This is a genomic window from Streptomyces sp. NPDC032198 (assembly GCF_040636975.1).
Classification (GTDB): Bacteria; Actinomycetota; Actinomycetes; order Streptomycetales; family Streptomycetaceae; genus Streptomyces.
Window position 1 is genome coordinate 309,154 of sequence record NZ_JBEZVL010000003.1, and the last position, 19,672, is coordinate 328,825.

16 protein-coding genes are annotated in these 19,672 nt (G+C 71.3%); 8 read left to right on the plus strand and 8 right to left on the minus strand.

Annotated features, from left to right (window positions below; all coding sequences use genetic code 11):
• The first annotated feature begins 15 nt into the window (after positions 1–15).
• Positions 16–1,056 carry a nitronate monooxygenase gene (locus tag AB0E78_RS09510; RefSeq protein WP_361830437.1) on the plus strand — a complete coding sequence of 347 codons (1,041 nt, stop codon included), beginning with the start codon at positions 16–18 and terminating at the stop codon, positions 1,054–1,056.
• Positions 1,057–1,334: 278 nt separating this feature from the next.
• Here AB0E78_RS09510 and AB0E78_RS09515 read toward each other — a convergent pair whose 3' ends face one another.
• The 4 genes from AB0E78_RS09515 to AB0E78_RS09530 all read right to left on the minus strand — a co-directional run bounded on the left by AB0E78_RS09515 (position 1,335) and on the right by AB0E78_RS09530 (position 6,807).
• Positions 1,335–3,983 carry an AAA family ATPase gene (locus tag AB0E78_RS09515; protein ID WP_361829987.1) on the minus strand — a complete coding sequence of 883 codons (2,649 nt, stop codon included), beginning with the start codon at positions 3,981–3,983 and terminating at the stop codon, positions 1,335–1,337.
• A gap of 129 nt (positions 3,984–4,112) precedes the next feature.
• Entirely contained in the window at positions 4,113–5,270 is a 1,158-nt protein-coding gene (locus tag AB0E78_RS09520) for an acetyl-CoA C-acetyltransferase (protein ID WP_361829989.1), read from the minus strand.
• A 58-nt stretch (positions 5,271–5,328) separates the two neighbouring features.
• Positions 5,329–5,916: a TetR/AcrR family transcriptional regulator gene (locus AB0E78_RS09525; protein ID WP_361830439.1), complete on the minus strand. Its 588-nt coding sequence runs from the start codon at positions 5,914–5,916 to the stop codon at positions 5,329–5,331.
• A gap of 108 nt (positions 5,917–6,024) precedes the next feature.
• Complete coding sequence (locus tag AB0E78_RS09530; RefSeq protein WP_361829991.1) at positions 6,025–6,807, minus strand: SDR family oxidoreductase; 783 nt, start codon at positions 6,805–6,807, stop codon at positions 6,025–6,027.
• A 141-nt stretch (positions 6,808–6,948) separates the two neighbouring features.
• On the opposite strand from AB0E78_RS09530, the gene AB0E78_RS09535 reads away from it, so the two are divergent.
• The 3 genes from AB0E78_RS09535 to AB0E78_RS09545 all read left to right on the plus strand — a co-directional run bounded on the left by AB0E78_RS09535 (position 6,949) and on the right by AB0E78_RS09545 (position 9,952).
• Complete coding sequence (locus tag AB0E78_RS09535) at positions 6,949–8,115, plus strand: acyl-CoA dehydrogenase family protein (protein WP_361829992.1); 1,167 nt, start codon at positions 6,949–6,951, stop codon at positions 8,113–8,115.
• Positions 8,115–9,107, plus strand: a complete 993-nt coding sequence (locus AB0E78_RS09540) for an acyl-CoA dehydrogenase family protein (protein ID WP_361829994.1) — start codon at positions 8,115–8,117, stop codon at positions 9,105–9,107. The genes AB0E78_RS09535 and AB0E78_RS09540 overlap by 1 nt, the downstream gene beginning before the upstream one ends.
• Before the next feature lie 107 nt (positions 9,108–9,214).
• On the plus strand, positions 9,215–9,952 hold the full coding sequence (locus AB0E78_RS09545; protein ID WP_361829996.1) for a VOC family protein: 738 nt from the start codon (positions 9,215–9,217) through the stop codon (positions 9,950–9,952).
• 40 nt (positions 9,953–9,992) lie between these two features.
• On the opposite strand, the gene AB0E78_RS09550 is transcribed toward AB0E78_RS09545, so the two are convergent.
• Positions 9,993–10,976, minus strand: a complete 984-nt coding sequence (locus AB0E78_RS09550; RefSeq protein WP_361829998.1) for a hypothetical protein — start codon at positions 10,974–10,976, stop codon at positions 9,993–9,995.
• A 120-nt stretch (positions 10,977–11,096) separates the two neighbouring features.
• On the opposite strand from AB0E78_RS09550, the gene AB0E78_RS09555 reads away from it, so the two are divergent.
• The gene (locus tag AB0E78_RS09555) at positions 11,097–12,266 is read left to right on the plus strand and encodes an anhydro-N-acetylmuramic acid kinase (protein ID WP_361830000.1); all 1,170 of its coding nucleotides are present in this window, start codon (positions 11,097–11,099) and stop codon (positions 12,264–12,266) included.
• A gap of 110 nt (positions 12,267–12,376) precedes the next feature.
• Positions 12,377–13,408, plus strand: coding sequence for a DUF2510 domain-containing protein (locus AB0E78_RS09560; protein WP_361830001.1), 1,032 nt, complete (start codon positions 12,377–12,379; stop codon positions 13,406–13,408).
• Between the two features lie 207 nt (positions 13,409–13,615).
• On the opposite strand, the gene AB0E78_RS09565 is transcribed toward AB0E78_RS09560, so the two are convergent.
• On the minus strand, positions 13,616–14,251 hold the full coding sequence (locus tag AB0E78_RS09565; protein WP_361830003.1) for a TetR/AcrR family transcriptional regulator C-terminal ligand-binding domain-containing protein: 636 nt from the start codon (positions 14,249–14,251) through the stop codon (positions 13,616–13,618).
• A gap of 189 nt (positions 14,252–14,440) precedes the next feature.
• Between AB0E78_RS09565 and AB0E78_RS09570 the strand changes: the two genes are divergently transcribed.
• Both AB0E78_RS09570 and AB0E78_RS09575 read left to right on the plus strand, forming a co-directional pair.
• Positions 14,441–15,253, plus strand: a complete 813-nt coding sequence (locus AB0E78_RS09570; RefSeq protein WP_361830005.1) for a phosphatase PAP2 family protein — start codon at positions 14,441–14,443, stop codon at positions 15,251–15,253.
• Positions 15,250–16,227, plus strand: coding sequence for a DMT family transporter (locus tag AB0E78_RS09575; protein ID WP_361830007.1), 978 nt, complete (start codon positions 15,250–15,252; stop codon positions 16,225–16,227). The genes AB0E78_RS09570 and AB0E78_RS09575 overlap by 4 nt, the downstream gene beginning before the upstream one ends.
• A gap of 88 nt (positions 16,228–16,315) precedes the next feature.
• On the opposite strand, the gene AB0E78_RS09580 is transcribed toward AB0E78_RS09575, so the two are convergent.
• Together AB0E78_RS09580 and AB0E78_RS09585 are read right to left on the minus strand one after the other, a co-directional pair.
• The gene (locus tag AB0E78_RS09580) at positions 16,316–17,347 is read right to left on the minus strand and encodes a phospholipid scramblase-related protein (protein ID WP_361830008.1); all 1,032 of its coding nucleotides are present in this window, start codon (positions 17,345–17,347) and stop codon (positions 16,316–16,318) included.
• Between the two features lie 185 nt (positions 17,348–17,532).
• Positions 17,533–19,590, minus strand: a complete 2,058-nt coding sequence (locus AB0E78_RS09585) for a phosphocholine-specific phospholipase C (protein ID WP_361830010.1) — start codon at positions 19,588–19,590, stop codon at positions 17,533–17,535.
• Between the last annotated feature and the right edge of the window lie 82 nt (positions 19,591–19,672).

Genomic DNA, 19,672 nt, shown 5'->3' on the forward strand with positions numbered 1-19,672 from the left:
CCGCCCCCGGCCGGCATGGAGACGGCCCTGACCAAGCTGGTCGGTGTCCGGTACCCGATCGTGCAGACCGGCATGGGCTGGGTGGCGGGCCCGCGTCTGGTCTCCGCGACGGCGAGGGCGGGCGCCCTCGGCATCCTGGCCTCCGCGACGATGACCGTCGGCCAGCTGCGCTCCGCCGTGCGGGAGGTCAAGTCCCGTACGGACGAGCCGTTCGGGGTCAACCTCCGCGCCGACGCGGGCGACGCGCGGGACCGGGTGCGGGTCATCGTCGACGAGGGCGTCCGGGTGGCGTCCTTCGCGCTGGCCCCCTCGAAGGAGCTGATCGCGGAGCTGAAGGACGCCGGGGTGGTCGTCATCCCGTCCATCGGCGCGCGGCGGCATGCCGAGAAGGTCGCGGCGTGGGGTGCGGACGCGGTCGTCGTGCAGGGCGGTGAGGGCGGCGGGCACACCGGCGAGGTCGCCACGACCGTGCTGTTGCCGCAGGTCGTGGACGCCGTGGACATTCCGGTGATCGCGGCGGGCGGCTTCTTCGACGGCCGCGGACTCGTCGCCGCGCTCGCCTATGGCGCGGCGGGGGTCGCGATGGGCACGCGCTTCCTGCTGACGTCGGACTCGACGGTGCCGGACGCGGTCAAGGCCCGCTATCTCGCCGCGTCGGTCAAGGACATCACCGTGACCACACGGGTCGACGGTCTCCCCCACCGGATGCTGCGGACGGAGCTCGTCGCGTCGCTGGAGAAGTCGGGCCGGGCCTCGTCCCTCGCACGGGCCGTGCGGCACGCGGCGGCGTTCCGGAGGATGTCCGGCATGGGGTGGGGCGAGATGGTCCGGGACGGTCTTGCGATGCGGCACGGCAAGGGGATGACGTGGAGCCAGATCCTGCTCGCCGCGAACACGCCGATGATGTTGAAGTCGGCGATGGTGGACGGGCTGCCGGAGGCGGGTGTGATGGCTTCCGGTCAGGTGGCGGGAGTCATCGAGGATCTGCCGTCGTGCGAGGAACTGATCACGGGGGTGATGCTGGAGGCGGCGGAGGTGGTGGCACGGCTGGGCTGAGCAGCGGCCCCCACGGGGTGGAGCAGCGACCTGCGGCGGGGGCTGCCTCCGAGGCAGGCCCCGGTCCTCGGACGCCGCACCGGCAGCCCCGTGCCATGTCGTCCGAGGCCTGACGGCATCCGCGGCCTGACAGCCACTCATGCCCCTGCCACAGCTTGAGCGAAGGCCCTGCGGAGGAGCAGCCGGACGCCGTGCAGCACACAGGATGCCTGGGTCCACACGGGATGCCCCGGGCCGCGCGCCGGCACGCGCGTCAGACCCCAACAGGGGCCCACTGCTCAGACTCTCGCCACCTCCAGGGAAGCCCGCGCCTTGGTGACCAGGCCCGTTGCCCCGCAGGATTCGGCGAGCGCGAGGCCTCGGGACAGTTCGCTCGCGGAGCCCGCCGCGATCCCGTACTCGACCCGTGCGACCGCGTGTTCATAGGCGCACGGTGACGCCTCCAGGCAGGCGACGGCTCGTGCGTACAGCTCGATCGCACGTCGGCCGGTCTCCAGGGACGCCTCGCACCGCAGCGCCTCGCCGATCGCGGTCTCCGTGCCGAAGAGCTCCGCCTGGATCCTTCCGTCGGCGACCAGCTGGGCGGCGCGCCCCGGATCCTCATCGGCGAGTGCGCGGGCGAGGTCGTACGCCCAGGGGTTGACGACCGTGTTGTAGCAGCCGCGTTCGGCGGCCGTCTTCGCCGCCTCCTCCAGCTCGCTGATGCCCTCGGGCCGGCGCCCCGTGGCGATCAGCAGGCGGCCCCGCACGGAGTGGATGTCGGGCAGGAGGATCGTGGAGGGGTAGGGCGGCGCGATGCCGTAGCGCTCGGCGGCCTCCTGGGCCTCGTCGGTCTTGCCGCGCGCGAGCAGCGTGTCGATGAGCTTGCACGCGGCGTCCCAGTGCATCGGGAGGCCGCTGCCGACACGGTCGGTGAGACGAAGACTCTCCCGAAGCGAGGCCTCCGCCTCGGCGAGACGTCCCCGCCTGCGGTACACCAGGCCCAACCAGGCCTTGGCGACGGCCAGATGACCGCCGCTCCAGCCCGCGGCCTCGTACGCGCGGACTCCCTCGGCGAACACGCTCTCGGCACGGTCGAGCCGGTCGGTGAAGATGTAGGCGCCGCCCAGCATCGTCAGGAGCTCGAAGCCCCACTCCGTGTCGGTCCAGCCGAGCCCGGGCGCGAGGCGGCCGTTGACGAGGGAGCGGTCGCAGAGCTCGACGATCTCCTCCGCGTTCTCGCCGCGTGTCATGGCGTCGAAGGCGCGCAGGATCAGCAGGGCGCGCTCGGAGTTGTCGCGTCCCGGCAGCGGTCCGGCGAGCGCGGCGAGGCGGCGCGAACGGCCCGTCGCGTCATGCTCACGCGCGTGGATGCCCTCCCACATGTAGTGGACCCCCTCCAGACGCATCCGGTCGGGTCCGGGGTCGAGACGCTCGGCCTCGGCGTCCACGACGCGCAGGGCCTCCTCCAACTGGTCGTTGTGCACCAGGGCCTGGGAGAGACGGCACACGGCGTCCACGCGCAGCTTGCGGTCGAGCCCCGAGGTGTGGAGCGCCTCACGCAGGTGGCCGATGGTCTTGGCGGGCGAGGTGAGGAGGGTGGCGCAGCCCAGTTCGTAGAGCACGCGCGCGTGGGTCTCGGGCAACGGCGGTTCCTGCAGCGCCCGCTCCAGACAGCGGCGTGCCGCGTCGGGCGCGCCGACCGCGAGGTGCTCGGCCGCCGCTTCGCGCAACTGCTTGACCAGCTCGGGGTCGTCGTCGGGATGCACTTCGAGGAGGTGCCGTGAGGCGGCCGCCGCACCTCGGCCCGACCTCGTGACGACCTGGGCGGCCTGGCCGTGGAACGCGGTGCGGGTGGCGGCCGGGATGGAGCGGTAGACCGTGCTCGCGATCAGCGGGTGGACGAATTCCAGGCCCTCGTCGGCACCGAGCAGGATGCGCGCGGTGCGCAGCCGCTCCGCGCACCGCTCGGCCGCCTCGCGGGTCAGCCCGGCGAGCGAGGCGGCGAGGTCGAGCGGGATGGCGGTGCCCAGGATCGCCGCGGCCCACGCGAACCGCGTGACATCCGTGCCGAGTCCTTCGAGACGGGCGACGAGACCGCGGCCACGCGCCGAGCGGTTCAGGGCGCGCAGTTCGGCGGCGGAGGCCTCCACCGGCTCGATCTCGCTGTCCTGCACCTTGGCGAGCAGTTCCACGGATTCGTACGGGTTGCCGCCGGTGACCGCCCACACCTCGCGGCAGAACGGGGCGTCCGCGTGCTCGCCGAGGGTGGCCCGGGTGAGGCCGGCCGCCGCGTCCGGGGTGAGGGCGCGCAGCGCGGGCAGGGGGCGGGCCGCCGCGCCGACCGCCGCGAGATGGCGGGCACTTTCGCCGGTGGCGTCGTCAGGCCGGTGGGCGACCACCACGAGGACGGGCAGTTCGTCGAGGCGCTGGGCGAACGCGGCCAGCCAGTGCAGGGTCTCCTGGTCGGCCCAGTGCGCGTCGTCGATGAGCAGGACCAGCGGCCAGTGCAGCCCCGAGAGGCGTTTGACCGCTTCGACCAGTCCGTCGCACACGCCCTGCGGGTCGGCCTGGACGCCGGCCGGCTCGGCTATGCCGAGCGCGGGGCCCGCGATCTCGTACCAGTCGCCCAGATAGTCGCGGGCCAGCTCCGGGGAGAGACTGACGAGAGCCGGCTGGAGCAACTGGCGTACGACGTTGAAGGGTACGGAGGTGACGGTCTCGCCACCCCGCGCCGACCACACCGTGGCCCGCCCCTCCGCCATACGGCGCACCTCGGCGAGGAGCGCCGTCTTGCCGATGCCCGCCTCGCCCTGGAAGACGAGCAGCCCGCCCGCCGTGGTCGAGTCCGAGCGCAGTTCGTCGACGGCCTTCGTGGCCGCCGCGAGTTCCGCGTCGCGCTCCCACAGCGGGGCCCAGGTGCCACCTCCGGGGCGTCCCTGCGTCATCGCGCTACCTCCCGAGGTCGCTCAATCGACGTACAGACATCGAGACTAGCTGGGGAGAAGGCCTCACGGTGCGGGGTCCGGCCAGCAACTCCCGCAAGGGGTGAAGGTCGGGTCCCCGGCTGAACGCCGTCAGAGGCGCTCGATGATGGTCACGTTCGCCTGACCGCCGCCCTCGCACATGGTCTGGAGGCCGAACCGGCCGCCTGTGCGCTCCAGTTCGTGCAGAAGCGTCGTCATGAGTTTGACACCCGTCGCGCCGAGAGGGTGACCGAGGGCTATCGCACCGCCGTTGACGTTGACCTTCTCCGGGTCCGCGCCGGTCTCCTTCAGCCAGGCGAGGACGACCGGCGCGAAGGCTTCGTTGATCTCGACGAGGTCGATGTCGCCGATGCTCATGCCGGTCTTCTTGAGGGCGTACGCGGTGGCGGGGATCGGTGCGGACAGCATCCGGATCGGGTCCTCGCCGCGCACGGAGAGGTGGTGGATTCGGGCGCGGGGCGTCAACCCGTGTTCCCGCACGGCCCGTTCGCTCGCGACGAGCAGGGCGGCGGCGCCGTCCGAGACCTGTGAGGAGCATGCGGCGGTGATGGTTCCGTCGTCCAGGACGGGCCTGAGGCCCGCCATCTTCTCCAGGGTCGTGTCGCGGCGCGGCCCCTCGTCGGTGGTCACGTCCGCACAGGCGGTGAGTTCGCGGTCGAAGCGGCCCTCGTCGATGGCGCGGACGGCCCGCTGGTGCGAGCGGAGCGCGAACTCCTCCATGTCGCGGCGGGAGATGCCCCACTTCTCGGCGATGAGCTGGGCGCCGTGGAACTGGTTGACGGGGCGGTCGCCGTAACGGGCGCGCCAGCCCTCGCTGCCCGCGTACGGGCCGTCGGTGAGGCCGAGCGGTTCGGCGGCCTGCCGGGAGGCGAAGGCGATGGGGATCATCGACATGTTCTGCGTGCCGCCGGCGACGACGAGGTCCTGGGTGCCGGAGAGGACCCCCTGGGCCGCGAAGTGCACGGCCTGCTGCGAGGATCCGCACTGCCGGTCGATCGTCACGCCGGGCACCTCTTCGGGCAGCCCTGCCGCCAGCCAGGAAGTGCGGGCGATGTCCCCGGCCTGCGGGCCGACCGTGTCCAGGCAGCCGAACACGACGTCCTCGACGGCGGCCGGGTCGATTCCGCTGCGCTCGACGAGTGCCTTCAGGACATGGGCTCCCAGGTCGGCGGGGTGGACGGCCGAGAGACCGCCCTTGCGCCTGCCGACAGGGGTGCGGACCGCTTCGACGATGTAGGCCTCGGCCATGACTGCGTACTCCTCGTACTCGTCGGTCGGTGCGGTCGCCGGGGTGACGACGCGCTCCCTATGTGCGTACGGCGATGCCGTCCAGGACCATCGACAGGTACTGGCGGGCGATCTCCTCGGGGCTGTGGCCGCCGCCGGGGCGATACCAGGACGCGGCGACCCAGACGGTGTCGCGCACGAAGCGGTAGGCGAGCCGGATGTCCAGGTCGTCCCGGAAGACGTGCTCCGCGACTCCGCGCTCCAGCGTCGTCAGCCAGGTCTTCTCGAAGCGCTGCTGCGAGTCGGCCAGGTACCCGAAGCGCGTCTGTGCGACCAGCTGCTTGGCTTCTTTCTGGTAGATGGCGACGGCGGAACGGTGCCGGTCGATCTCCCGGAAGGACTCGGTGACGAGTGCTTCGAGGGTCTCGCGGGGGCCGAGCTGCGACTGGAGCACGGTGTCGTACCCGTCCCACAGCTCGGTGAGGAACGTCGAGAGGATCTCTTCGAGCATCGACTCCTTGGAGTCGAAGTGGTAGTAGAGGCTGCCGGCGAGCATGCCGGCGGCGTCCGCGATCTTGCGGACCGTGGTCGCGTTGTACCCCTGCTCGGCGAAGACGTCGGCCGCGATCGCGAGGAGTTCACCGCGGCGCTCGGGCGAGGGACTCACCGCGGCCTTCTTGGCAGGAGTCTTCTTGGCGGGTGCCTTCTTCCTGCTGGTACGCGTGCTGGTGCTGGTGCTGCTCTGCTTCGGTTTCGACACACGGTCATTCTCCGCCTAGGCGTGCTGGTTGCTGACCGAGACCGTCTCCCCCGTCATGTACGAGGAGTACTCGCTGGCCAGGAAGACGATGACGTTGGCTATCTCCCACGGCTCGGCATGGCGCCCGAACGCCTCGCGCGCGGTGAGCTCTTCGAGCAGCTCCGGCGAGGTGACCTTCGCGAGGTGCGGGTGCATGGCGAGACTGGGTGACACCGCGTTGATCCGTATGCCGTGGGGCGCGGCCTCGACGGCGGCGCAGCGGGTGAGGGCCATGACGCCCGCCTTCGCCGCGGCATAGTGCGCCTGTCCGGCCTGGGCGCGCCAGCCGAGCACCGAGGCGTTGTTCACGATCACGCCGCCACGGTCGGCGGCCCGCATGCGGCGCAGGGCGGCCCTGGTCGAGCGGAACGTGCCGTTCAGTGTCACGTCGATGACTCTGTCCCACTGCTCGTCGGTCATCTCGGTGAGCTCGGCGGTGCCACCGAGTCCCGCGTTGTTCACGACGACGTCCAAGCCGCCGTGGCGCTGTTCCGCCAGGTCGTAGAGAGCCTGCACATGGGCTTCGTCCGTCACGTCGCACGGCATGCCGTCGACGCGGTCGGCGCCGAACTCCCCGGCCAGGGCCTCCACCGTCTCCTTCGTGCGGCGCGGGTGGGCGTCGCCTATGACGATGCGCGCGCCCTCCTCCAGGAAGCGGCGGGCGGTGGCGCCGCCGATCCCCGCTCCGGCGGCGGCGGTGATGACGGCGGTGCGGCCCGCGAGCAGACCGTGCCCCGGCACGTAAGTGGGCGCGTCCATGCTCGGCCTCCCTTGGTTCTCGGCTGTCTCTCGACTCGCTCTCGACGGCTGACTCGACCTCAGGGTAATCTACCAAACACTTGTTAGGGAAGAGTGCCGGGGAAGACCGGGGAAGAACCGACCGAAGAGGGTGGGCCACTGATGGACCTCGACTTCACCGCCGGGGAAGGGGAGTTCAGGCGGCGGGCGCGTGACTGGCTCGCCGGCCATGTGCCCGCCGAGCCGCTGCCCTCGCTGGAGACGCGGGAGGGGTTCGCTGCCCACCGCGCCTGGGAGGGCGAGCTCGCGGCCGACCGCTGGTCGGTCGTCTCCTGGCCCGAGGAGTACGGCGGGCAGGGCGTCGACATCGTCAAATGGCTGATGTTCGAGGAGGAATACTTCGCGGCTGGCGGCCCCGGCCGGGTCTCCCAGAACGGCATCAACCTCCTCGCGCCGACCCTCTTCGACTTCGGCACCGACGAGCAGCGCGCACGGGTGCTGCCGCCGATGGCGAGCGGGGAGGTGATCTGGGCCCAGGCCTGGTCCGAGCCGGAGTCGGGCTCGGACCTCGCGTCCCTGCGCTCCACCGCTCGCCGCACGTCAAGGGGCTGGCTGATCAGCGGGCAGAAGACCTGGTCGTCACGGGCCGCGTTCGCCGACCGCGCGTTCGGCCTGTTCCGCAGCGAACCGTACGAGAGCGGCGGGACCGGCAGCGCCAAGCCGCACCACGGCCTGACGTACCTGATGTTCCCGCTCGACGCGGACGGCGTGACCGTCCGCCCCATCGGGCGCCTCGACGGCAAGCCCGCATTCGCCGAGCTCTTCCTCGACGACGTCTTCGTGCCGGACGAGGACGTGATCGGCGAGCCGGGCCAGGGCTGGCGGATCGCCATGTCGACGACCGGCAACGAACGCGGTCTGACGCTGCGTTCCCCCGGCCGCTTCGTCGCCTCGGCCGACCGTCTGGTGCGGCAGTGGCGCGCGCACGGCGATTCCGCGGACACCGCGCTGCGCGACCGGGTCGCCGACGCGGTGATCGGGGCCCGCGCCTATCAGCTGTTCACCTGGGCCAACGCGTCGCGCTTCGCGGCGGGCGAGACGATCGGCGCGGAATCGAGCCTGAACAAGGTCTTCTGGTCCGAGTACGACATCGCGCTGCACGAGACCGCGCTCGATCTCCTGGGTGCGGAGGGCGAGTTGGCGGACGGCGGCGAATGGGCCGAGGGGTACGTCTTCTCGCTCGCCGGGCCGATCTACGCGGGCACCAATGAGATCCAGCGCGACATCATCGCCGAGCGGCTGCTCGGACTGCCGAAGGGACGCCGCTGATGAGGTTCCTCCTCGACGACGAGCAGCGCGAGTTCGCGCGCTCACTGGACGCGATGCTGACGGCGGCGGACACCCCGGCGACCGCGAGGGCGTGGGCGGCCGGCGACCACGCACCCGGGCGCGCGCTGTGGGGGCGTCTCGCGGACGCGGGCGTGTTCGCCCTGGCCGTTCCCGAGGAGTACGAGGGGGTGGGGCTGCTCCCGGTCGACATGGTGGTCGCCTTCGTGGAGTTGGGGCGGCACGCGGTGCCGGGACCGGTGGTCGAGACGGTGGCGGCGGGCGCGCTCCTCTCCCGGCTCGCCGAGCTGGGCGACGCCGCCCCGGCCAAACGGATCCTTCCGAACCTGGCCTCCGGGGAGGCCGTCACGACCCTCGTCCTCCCCGAAGGGGGGCCGTTCGCGCTGGACGCGGACGCGGCGGCGCTACGGCTGACCGTCACGGACGGCGAGCTGCGCCTTGCCTCCGGGCACGCGCGCGTGGAGCGGTCGCTGGACCCGGTGCGTCGTCTCGCACGGCTGCGGCCCGGTGAACTCCTCGCCTCGGGTGCGCCGGTGAGGGAGGCTTCCCGGTACGCGGCGGACTGGGCGTCGCTCGCGACGGCCGCGCAGGCCTTGGGGGTCGGGCTCGCGCTGCTCGACAAGACGGTCGCGTACGTGAAGCAGCGCACCCAGTTCGGCACGCCGATCGGCGGTTTCCAGGCGGTCAAGCACCGGCTCGCCGATGTCCTGATAGGCCTTGAGTTCGCCCGCCCCCTGCTGTTCGGGGCGGCGTTGACCCTGAACACGGCAGACGTGGCGGCCGCGAAGGCAGCGACGAGCGAAGCCGCGTACGGCGCCGCGCGGGCGGCACTGCAGCTCCACGGGGCCATCGGTTACACCGCGGAGTACGACCTGTCGCTGTGGCTGACGAAGGCCCGGGCCCTGCGCGGCGCGTGGCGCGACCCCGGGGAGTGCCGACGGCTGGTGCTGTCCGGGGACAGGAAGGTGGACTGATCGCGCCAACACGCTTCCCACAGGCCGCAGTTCACCGACGAAGCGCCCGCCGCGCGTTCGTTCGGGGACCGACTGCGCCTCGCTCACCTGCGCTTATGATCGGCGGCATGGCACTGCGACTCGTTAACGTGAACTACAAGGCCCGGGACGACTCGGCGCTCGGCCGGTTCTGGGCGGAGGCGCTCGGCTGGGGCATTTCCAGCGAAGGCCCCGGCGTGACCAACGTCGAACCCGAGGGTGTCACCTTGCCGGACCCCTCCGCCATCTGCGTCGATGTCGTCACCGTCCCGGACCCCGAGACCGTGGACTACCGCGTGCACATCGACCTCGCCACCACCTCCGAGGCCCATCAGGCGGAGCTGGTCGCACGCCTGAAGGAACTCGGCGCGACGCCCGCCGACGTAGGTCAGGGCGACGTCCCGTGGACGGTCATGGCCGACCCGGAAGGCAACGTCTTCTGCGTGCTGGAGCCCAGGGAGATCTACCGGGACACCGGACCGGTCGCCGCACTCGTCGTCGACTGCGCCGACCCGCGCGCCATGGCACGGTTCTGGGACGAGGCGATGGACTGGACCCTGCACGAGGTGACCGACGATCACGCGCGGCTGCGTTCGTCCAAGGGGGTCGGACCGTACCTGGAGTTCCTGCGCACGTCCGGCACGAGGACCGCGGTGAGCCGGGCCCATCTCGACGTCGCCCCGTACCCCGACGACGACCAGGCGGTGGAGGTGGCTCGCCTGCGGTCCCTGGGTGCCACCGACGCCGACGTCGGCCAGGGCGACGTTCCGTGGAAGTGCCTCGCCGACCCGGAGGGCAACGAATTCTGCGTCCTCTCCCTGCGCTGACAGGGAGCTTCGCCACCAGTGCGTCGTGCTTCGCAGCACCTCACACGTACTCCCATCCCCCCTCGCCCACCTGCTCTCGGGCGATCCTGCGCCATTCCTCGACACCGCCCGGGAGCGGCCAGGCCCACGTAGGGCGGAGCCCCGTGCGCAGGTCGTGGAGGCGGCGGGCCAGGGCCGGTCCCGCGAACTCGGCGCCGTCGGGGACCCGCGTGCCCTGTGCGGCGCGCAGTTCCGTGAACCGCGCCAGCTCCGCCTCGTACGTCTCCACGGCCCGCTCCGTGCCGGAGGCCACTTCGTCCTGGGGGACGGTCCTGCGCAGTTCCAGGACGGCCGGTTCCACGGATTCGGCGATCGCCGCGGCCAGCCGGGCGTGACCGTCCAGGACCAGATGGCAGTCGAGGCCGCTCACCCACCAGAGCAGGACGGGCGGCAGCGTGCCGTCCCTCGCCTGCTTGCGGTACGCCTTGACCCGGGGGTCGTCGGCCTGGGGCATGGCCCGCAGCGGAAAGATCTCCCACGAGCCGCTGTGGACGTACCAGTCGATGTACCCGTCGGGGTCACCCTCGATGAGCAGCGAGCGCCAGTACTCCCCGTCGCGCACGCCCCCATGCTTCCACCGGCGCAGCAGAGGGTCCGGCGACAGCACCCAACGCCCTTCGTGCAAGGGGCTGTCGGGCGAACCGGCGAGCAGGGTCGCGAAGTGATGGGCCCAGCGCTGCGGGGAGCCGTCGTAGGCAAGGGCCATGTGTGCGCGCACGGGTGGGACGAGGGGGCGGTAGCGCCCCGTCCGGCAGAAGTCGACTCCGTCACGGTGAGGGTCCACCAAGGCCAGCAGCAGCGGAATCGCAGCGGCCCCTTGCGTGGCTTGTGTGAGGAGCAGACGGTTCCCGGCGGTCCACAGGCACAGGCCGGGCCGCGGCCGTCCGCCCACCTCCAGGAGCAGACCGTTCCAGGCGCCATCGGTTCGGGTGAGGTTCGTGCGTCGCGTCCCTCGGCGCGGACCGGGCGATCCCGTTGCGCACATGGACAAGTCGCCCCCCTCTCCGCGTCGATGGCCTGAACTGGATCGTACGTGCGAGTGCGCGCGCCCCTTCATCGCTGCAATGATCAAACACGCCGGTGAGGAGAGTGAAAGGGGCAGCACGTGCGCGTAATCGGGCTGATGTCGGGAACTTCGTACGACGCCATCGACGCCGCGGCGGCCGACCTGACGATCGACGGCGACCGTCTGCTGCTCTCCCCGCTGGGTCTGATCACCCGTGGGTACGACGAGGAGCTGCGGACGGCACTCGGCGGCGCGCTGCCGCCCGCAGCCACCACGCTGGCGGACGTCTGCCGCCTGGACACCCGTATCGGCCAGGCCTTCGCCACGGCGGCCGGCGAGGCGGACCGTGAACTGTGCGACGGGCGGGCCGAGTTGGTCGCCTCGCACGGGCAGACGGTCTACCACTGGGTGGAGGACGGCCAGGTGCACGGCACGCTGCAGATCGGCCAGCCCGCCTGGATCGCCGAGGCGACGGGGCTTCCGGTGGTCTCCGACTTCCGCCCACGCGACATCGCGGCGGGCGGCCAGGGCGCTCCCCTGGTCAGCATCGTCGACCGGATGTGGCTGCGCGGCAGGCCGGGCGCACCCGCCGCGCTGAACCTCGGCGGCATCGCCAACATCACCGCCGCGGACGGCACCGCCTTCGACACCGGCCCCGCGAACGCGCTCATCGACGCCGCGGTGCGAGAGCTGACGCGGGAGCGGCTCACGTGCGACGTCGACGGCGAGATGGCCGCGCGCGGCACGGTCGACGAGGGGCTGCTCGGGGTCCTGCTCGGCGAGCCGTACTACGCGCGCCCCGCCCCGAAGACCACCGGCAAGGAGCTCTTCCATCTGCCCTATCTACGGGCGGCGCTCGCCGGGTACGAGGCGCTCGCCCCGCAGGACGTCGTCGCCACGCTCACCCGCCTGACCGCCCGCACGGTCGCCGACGCCATCAGGTCCGTGCACGCCTCCGAGGTCATCGTCTCCGGCGGCGGCACACGCAATCCGACGCTGATGGCGTTCCTGCGGGCCGAGTTGGGGAGCGGGATCCCGGTGCGCACCTCCGACGAGCTCGGGCTGCCGTCCGCGGCGAAGGAGGCGTACGCCTTCGCCGTCCTCGGTTTCCTGACGGCGCACGGACTGCCGGGGACGGTGCCGGAGAGCACGGGCGCCCGCCATGCCAGCGTGCTGGGGTCGATCACTCCGGGGCGGGCCGGGGTGCGGGTGCCGGCCCCTGAGGGCGGTGGCCCGGTGCGACTGGTGGTGGACAGGCAGGGGCGGTGAACTCGCCTCGCCCTCGGGCAAGTAGAAGTACAAGTCCGGCGGCCGAACGGTGACCACCGTAAAGGCCCCCTCTCATCCCACTTTCACCGAATGCTCATACCCTGGCGCCCATGACCCAGGTAACCCCTCCCGGCTGGTACCCCGACCCCGGCCAGACAACTGACGGCCCCCGTACCGAACGCTGGTGGGACGGGAACGTATGGACGGACCAGGTGCGCGCGGTGGGAGCCGCCGCCGAGTGGGGCGGTTCCGCTCCGGCGGCTCCGACGTCTCCCCCGGCCTATCCGCCCGCCGCCCCGACGGGCGCACCCGGCGCATACCCGGGCTATCCCTCCCATCCGGGACAGCCCACCGCCCCTCGGCGCGGCCTTCGCACAGGCATAGCCGTGGGCGTGGCGCTGGTGGTCCTGGCCGGGATAGGCGGCGGCGTCTACTTCCTGACCGCCGACGACGACAACGGGGACAGCGACAGCGCCGCCAAGAACCCGTCGTCCTCCGCCCCCTCGAAGCCCGGCGCACCCCAGGACCCACAGGACCCCCAGGACCCACAGGACCCCGAACAGTCCCAGCCCCCCGGCGGCGGCTCGGCGCCCCCGTCGGAGGAGGGGTTCGCCACCGATCCCCTCAGCGGTGTCAGCCTCCCGGTGCCGGACGGCTGGACCGGCGCGACCGGCAAGACCGGTGGAGCCTCGGTGACCACGGACCCCTATCCGTGCCCCAGGGAGACCTCCAAGACCTGCAGCCGCGGCGGCGCTTACGCGGGGCTCGCCGAGGGCTTCGAGATCGACGCCAAGACGGCGGAAGCGGCCGCCAAGGCGGACATCTCCGTCAATGCCAAGGAGTCGTTCGGCGGCAAGACCTACGGCAAGATCACCTCGCACAAGGAGCTGGAGTCCAAGGCGGTCACCGTGGCAGGCCAGAAGGGCTACCTCGTGCGCTGGAAGGCCGTGACCGAGAAGAGCGACGACGGCTATGTCCAGTCGCTGGCCTTCCCCTCCCCCACCCTGAAGTCCAAGCTCGTCATCGTCCGCTTCGGCATCGACGTCAACGACAAGTCCCCGAAGCTGTCCGTGATGGACGAGATCACCAAGGGGATCAAGGCCGCGTCGGGCGGCGGGGGCGGCAACGGCCAGGAAGCCTGACGGAGCCGGGAAAGCAGCCAGAAAAGCAACTGAGGACGTAGCTGAGACCGCGGCCACGACCGCGGCCGGAAACGCCGGAGCCGGGCGGGCCGGAATCACGAGGATTCCGGGCCGCCCGGCCAAAGGCAGCCACGTCGCCCCCGTCCCCACGGTGCGGCGCGGCTCAGGCAGATCGGGGCCCGTCATCCACCGGGCCCCGGTCCACGATCAGGTGGGTCGGGTCAGACCCAGTGCGGGAAGCACACACGCCTCCACGAAGTCGGACAAGTACTCCTCGTCCGCGTGCTTGCCCTCGAGGACGGGCCGGGCCCGGACCACGCCCATGAGCTGTGCCGTGATGAACCGCGTGGCCGGATGGTCCGCGGCGATCTCACCCCGGGCCACCCCGCGCTTGATCAGCTCGTCCAGGGCCTTCGTCTCGGGCTCGACCAGCGCCTCGCGCAGCGCACTGCGCAGATCCTCGTCCTGAAGGACCGCATGGCTCAGCGCCTGGACCAGCATGCTGTCCTGGGTCGACCACTCCCCCGCGGCCCGCGCCGCCAGGCGCAGATCACCGGCAAGCGTGCCGGTGTCGATGCCCGCGAACCGCACACAGCGGTTGGCGCGCAGCGCGGCGGCCACGAACTGGGGCTTCGTCTTCCACTGCCGGTAGAGCGTCGACTTGCTGCACCGGGTGGTCGCGGCCACGCCCTCCATGGTCACGGAGTCGTACCCGCACTCGCGGAGCTGGTCCAGGACAGCCTCATAGAACTCCTGCTCACGCTCGGGCGTGATCTTGGAGCGGCGCGACGAGCCCACGGGGTCGGCTGTCGCTGCGTCTGGTGCCCGGTCCGGCGACGTCATGACTCTTCTCCTCGGTGGGGCGGCTTCGACCGACCCTATCGATACGCCAGTGTACCGGTACGGCTGCGTATCGGTACACTGGCGTATCGGTACACTGACGTATCGCTGAGTGCGGTGCTCCACGACGGAGCGGAACGCTTCCTCACTCACTACCCGCACCACCCAGTCATCACGTAAAGGGGCCGGGGGATGGAATCCTTAACCGAGCCTGCCGAAAGGGAACCGGACATAACCGTCCGGGAGCCGGACACATCTGCCCGACCGCCCCTCGTCCGCGAGCTCCTCCTCGTCGCAGGACTCTTTCTCGTCTACAAATTCGGCAGGCAGCTGGCCAACGGCCACACCGGTGAGGCCTTCCGCAACGCCCACCACGTGTGGGACGCCGAACGCACCCTGCACCTGCCGGGCGAGGGTGCCGTCCAGGACGCGCTGCTCGGCAGCGACACCCTGGTGCACATCGCGAACACCTACTACGCGACCGTGCACTTCCCGGCCACCGCACTGTTCCTGGTCTGGCTCTACCTGCGTCGGCCCCGGCACTACGTATGGAGCCGCCGGGTGCTCGCCGCGCTCACCGCGGCGGCCCTCGTGCTGCACCTGACCTTCCCGCTGGCGCCGCCCAGGATGCTGGCGGCGACCGGGCTCGTGGACACCGGGCAGGTGTACGGGCCGACGGTCTACGGCTCCACCCCGCAGACCGACACGATGGCGAACCAGTTCGCCGCGATGCCGTCCCTGCACTTCGGGTGGGCGCTGATGCTCGCCGTCGGTCTCATCGTCGCGACCTCGTCGCGGTGGCGGTGGCTGTGGCTGCTGCATCCGCTGATCACCCTGCTCGTGGTGGTCGGGACCGCCAACCACTACTGGCTCGACGCGCTCGTGGTGACCGCGCTGCTCGGCATCGCGCTCGCCGTGATCAAGCTGCCCGCTCCCGCGCGCTCGCTCGTCGTGCGACGCCGCGTGCCCGTACGTGAGCTGGCCACGACCGGGGGCCGGCGATGAACGCCACCCTCCTCGCCGTCGCGCTCTCGCTCGTCTCGGCCGCCGCGTACGCCTCCGCCGCCGTGGCCCAGGAGCGCCTCGCCGCCCGCATCACGGGCACCGGCACCGGCTTCCTGCGGCTGCTCGGCAGCGGCGCCTGGTGGTCGTCCGTCGGGCTCAACGCGTGCGCGGCGCTGCTGCACGTGGCGGCCCTGAAGTACGGCCCGCTCACCCTGGTCCAGCCGCTCGGCGCGCTCACGCTGGTCGCCGCGGTGCCGCTGGGTGCGCGCCTCGCGGGGCGGCGCGTCACCGCTCCGGAGTGGCGCGGCACGGGGCTCACGCTCATCGGCCTCGGCGCCCTGCTGCTCACCGCTTCCGGCCCCGCGCCCGACGACACGCTGACCCTCACGGAGGCGGTGGCCGTGGCGGGCGCCACGATGGCCGTCATCGGTGTCCTCTCCCGTCCGGGTACGCGGCCGGGGCTGCGTCACGCGACCGCTTCCGGGTTCGCTTCGGGCGTCGCGTCCGCGCTCACCCAGACCGTGACGGTCGCCGCGACGGACCGTTCGGGTCCGCTGCTCAGCCCGCAGGTGATCGTCGTGGCGCTGCTCGTCGCCGCGTTCGCCGTGGGCGGCCTGTTCCTGTCCCAGACCGCGTACCGCGGGGGCCTCGGCGCACCGCTGGCCGTCGTCACCCTGGCCAACCCGGTGGCCGCCGCGGCCATCGGCCTGACACTGCTCGGCGAGCGGCTGCAGGGCGGCGTGGGCGGGCTGGTCCTGGCGGCCGGGGGTGCGGCGATCGCGGCGTACGGCGTGGTGGTCCTGACCCGGTCGCCGCGGGACGAGCACGAGCCGGCCCCGGAGACACCTTCGGAGCTGTCCGCGCTGTCCGCGCTGTCCCCGCCGCCGTCGCTCTCCTCGCTGTCCGCGGAGGACTTCCTGTCATCCGTCCCAGGACAGAACGAACGCGCCGGCCTGCATCTGTCGCGCCCTTGAGGCGCGACGAACGGCATCGGGCGCACCCTGGTTCAGGGTGCGCCCGATGCCTTTCATCCCAGCCTTGCGAGCCGTGCGAGGAACAACCTCACCCGAAGCCGCGCGAGTCCTGCTTCAGTGCGGTGTCGACCGTCAGGGCCGTCGCCACGACAAGGCTCAGGAGCGGCTCGGGCAGCTGGTAGTGGATCTGCAGGACGTAGTTGTCCGCGGTCGTGAACATCGTCTTGGCGAGGCCTTCCCAGGTCTTCGTGATCCGGGCGACCTCGTTGTCCGCGTGGTCGACGATCGAGAAGTTCCAGGCACGCCAGTTCTCGGCCTTGATGGCGCCGGCCTGCTGGCCGTTCACCATGATCGCGAAGTTGATCTTCCCGATCATGTTCTGCTGGACGATCTCACCGATCGGCTGGCCGTCGGCGCGCTCGACGATGACCCGCGACTTCATGAACTTGCGCGGGCGGGTCAGGTGGAGCACCGGCTGCCCGTACGCGTCGCGGATCTCGAGCTTGTGCGTCATGAACTGGTCGATGCTGGAGACGAAGCGCGCGACCTTCTTCAGCGTGCTCTGTCCGACCTGGACGACCGAGCCGAGCGTGTTGCCCGCCTGGTCCATGACGCTGTACTCGTTCGTCAGCTCGATGAGCTTGGCCTTCTGGTTCACCACGAGGACCGGCTCGGTGAAGAGCGTGCCGCCGCCCTGGGAGGTGGGCACGACGCCCGCCTGCTGCTGGACCTGGCGCTGCACCTTGGCCGGGTCGGCCTGCGGGGCCGCCTGCTGGGGATGCCCGTAGTGACCCTGCTGCGGAGCCTGCTGCTGGGCCTGCTGAGCGAACTGGCCCTGCTGCGGGGCCTGCTGCGCGAACTGCCCCTGCTGCTGACCGGGCTGAGCCTGCGGCTGGCCGTACGCGGCCTGCGCCTGCTGGTGGGCCGGCTGCGGCTGGGCCGGTTGGGCCTGCTGCGCGACCTGCTGCGGGACCTGTTGGGCCTGCGCGGCCTGGCCGCCGGCCTGCTGGTCCGAGTTGGTGTGCTGGGTCCACTGGGAACCGTCCCACCAGCGCAGCAGCTGGGGCGCGCCCTGGGGGTCCGGATACCAGCCTGCAGGAGTGTTCGAATGCGTTGTCACCCGGGCACACTATCCCGATGCGCCGGGCCCTCCGCCAGTCCCTTGCGCCCCCAGTGACGCGGGACTCACCAAACCGGCTTCCCGCCCCGGCACACTGCCGCCTGTCGGTGCCGGTGCCGCCGCCGGAGGTACGTCCCGGCGGCGGCGCCTATGAGTGTCCTGACAGGACGGGGTCGCCGGTTCCGTCAGGCCGAGATGATGGCCGGGTCGCTGACTCCCGCCCGGCCGTTCTCCACGTGCCCCGCGAAGCGCCGCGAGAAGGTGCCGTCCGCGTCGGACTTCACCGTCACGTCGTACCAGCGCTTGCTCGCCCGCAGGTCGACGGTGTGCTCGACCGTGCCGCCCGCCTTCACCTTGAACGTCTGGGCGGCGCCGCCGTAGCGGTTGGAGACGCTGAGGTTCACGTCGGCGCTGCCCGCGTTCCGCAGGGTCAGCTTGAGGTTGCCGGTCGCCTTGTCGTGGCGGGCGGTCACCTCGGGGCCCGCGGTCTTGCCGGGGCCCTTGAAGACGCGCAGGAAGCCGTTCGGCCCGAACACCGACAGGTCGTACGCGCCGTTCGAGTACGCCGTGTTCCAGGTGTCGGCGATCTTCTTGCCGGCCTCCGTGGTGTACGTCCAGGGCCCGTCCGTGCGGTTGTTGGAACGGACGTGGAAGCAGACACCCGCCGCGTCGCCACCGCTGAACGTGAGCGTGAACTTGCCGTCGGCGGGCGTCCCTGACCCGTCCACCAGCGGCGCGTACGGCAGCGGGCGCGCGGGCCGGGAGCCGGACTCCTGCTTGGGCAGGTTCGCCTTCGCGGGCGCCTTCGGCACGTAGTCGGGGTGACGCTCCTTGTCCGGCGGCTCGTAGGCGCCGGTGTCCGGCAGCTGCGCGGGCTCGGTGTCCTTGCCGCCGAAGTCGAAGGCGGAGGTGAGGTCACCGCAGATGGCGCGCCGCCACGGCGAGATGTTGGGCTCACGCACGCCGAAACGCTTCTCCATGAACCGGATGATCGACGTGTGGTCGAAGACCTCGGAGTTCACGAAGCCGCCGGTGCTCCACGGCGAGACGACGACCATAGGGACGCGCTGGCCGAGGCCGTAGTGTCCGGCCGCGTAGGACGCGTTGCCCGGGAAGAAGTCGAGGGCCGTGTCGACGGTGGACTTGCCCTGGTTGGCGTCCTTGGGGACGTACGGCGGGACGATGTGGTCGAAGTAGCCGTCGTTCTCGTCGTACGTGATGAACAGCGCCGTCTTCGCCCACACCGCGGGGTTGGAGGTGAGCGCGTCCAGGACCTGCGCGATGTACCAGGCGCCGAAGTTCACCGGCCAGTTGGGGTGCTCGCAGAACGCCTCGGGCGCGGCGATGTAGGACACCTGCGGGAGCCTGTCGGCCTTCACGTCGGCCTTCAGGATGTCGAAGTAGCCGTCGCCCGCCTTCGCGTTCGTGCCGGTGCGCGCCTTGTCGTAGAGCGGGTCGCCCGGCTTGGCGTTGCGGTACTTGTTGAAGTAGAGCAGCGAGTTGTCGCCGTAGTTCCCGCGGTAGGCATCGTCTATCCAGCCCCAGTGCCCGGCCTTGTCCAGGCCGTCGCCGATGTCCTGGTAGACCTTCCAGGAGATCCCGGCCTGCTCCAGGCGCTCGGCGTACGTCGTCCAGTCGTAACCCGCCTCCTGGTTGCCGAGGACCGGGCCGCCGCCCTTGCCGTCGTTGCCGACGTGGCCGGACAGCATGTAGTAGCGGTTGGGGTCGGTGGCCCCCATGAACGAACAGTGGTAGTCGTCGCAGACGGTGAACGCGTCGGCGAGGGCGTAGTGGAACGGGATGTCGTCGCGCGTCAGGTACGCCATCGTCCGCTCGGACTTGGCGGCGATCCAGTTGTCGTACTTGCCGTTGCTGAAGGCGCTGTGGCCGCCCGCCCAGTCGTGGTCGAGGCCCGCGATGAACTGCATGCCGAGGTCCTCGGCGTCCGGATGGAAGGGCAGCACCTCTTTGCCGCCGCCCGACTGGTTCCAGACGGGTTTACCGCTCGGCAGGGTCACCGGGCGCGGATCGCCGAAGCCGCGTACGCCCTTCATCGTGCCGAAGTAGTGGTCGAAGGAACGGTTCTCCTGCATCAGGACGATGACGTGCTCGACGTCCTCGATGGAACCGGAGCGGCGCTGGGCGGGCAGAGCGGCGGCGCGGGCGATGCTCTGCGAGAGCGTCGCGAATGCTGCGGTGCCGCCGGCGAGTTGCATGAACCGGCGCCGATTGAGTTCTGGCATGAGTGGATTCGACCTCGTGTTGTGGGGTGTGGGGGACGTGAGCGGGTGCAGTGTGTCAAGGGGAGCAAGGATCAGGGAAGGG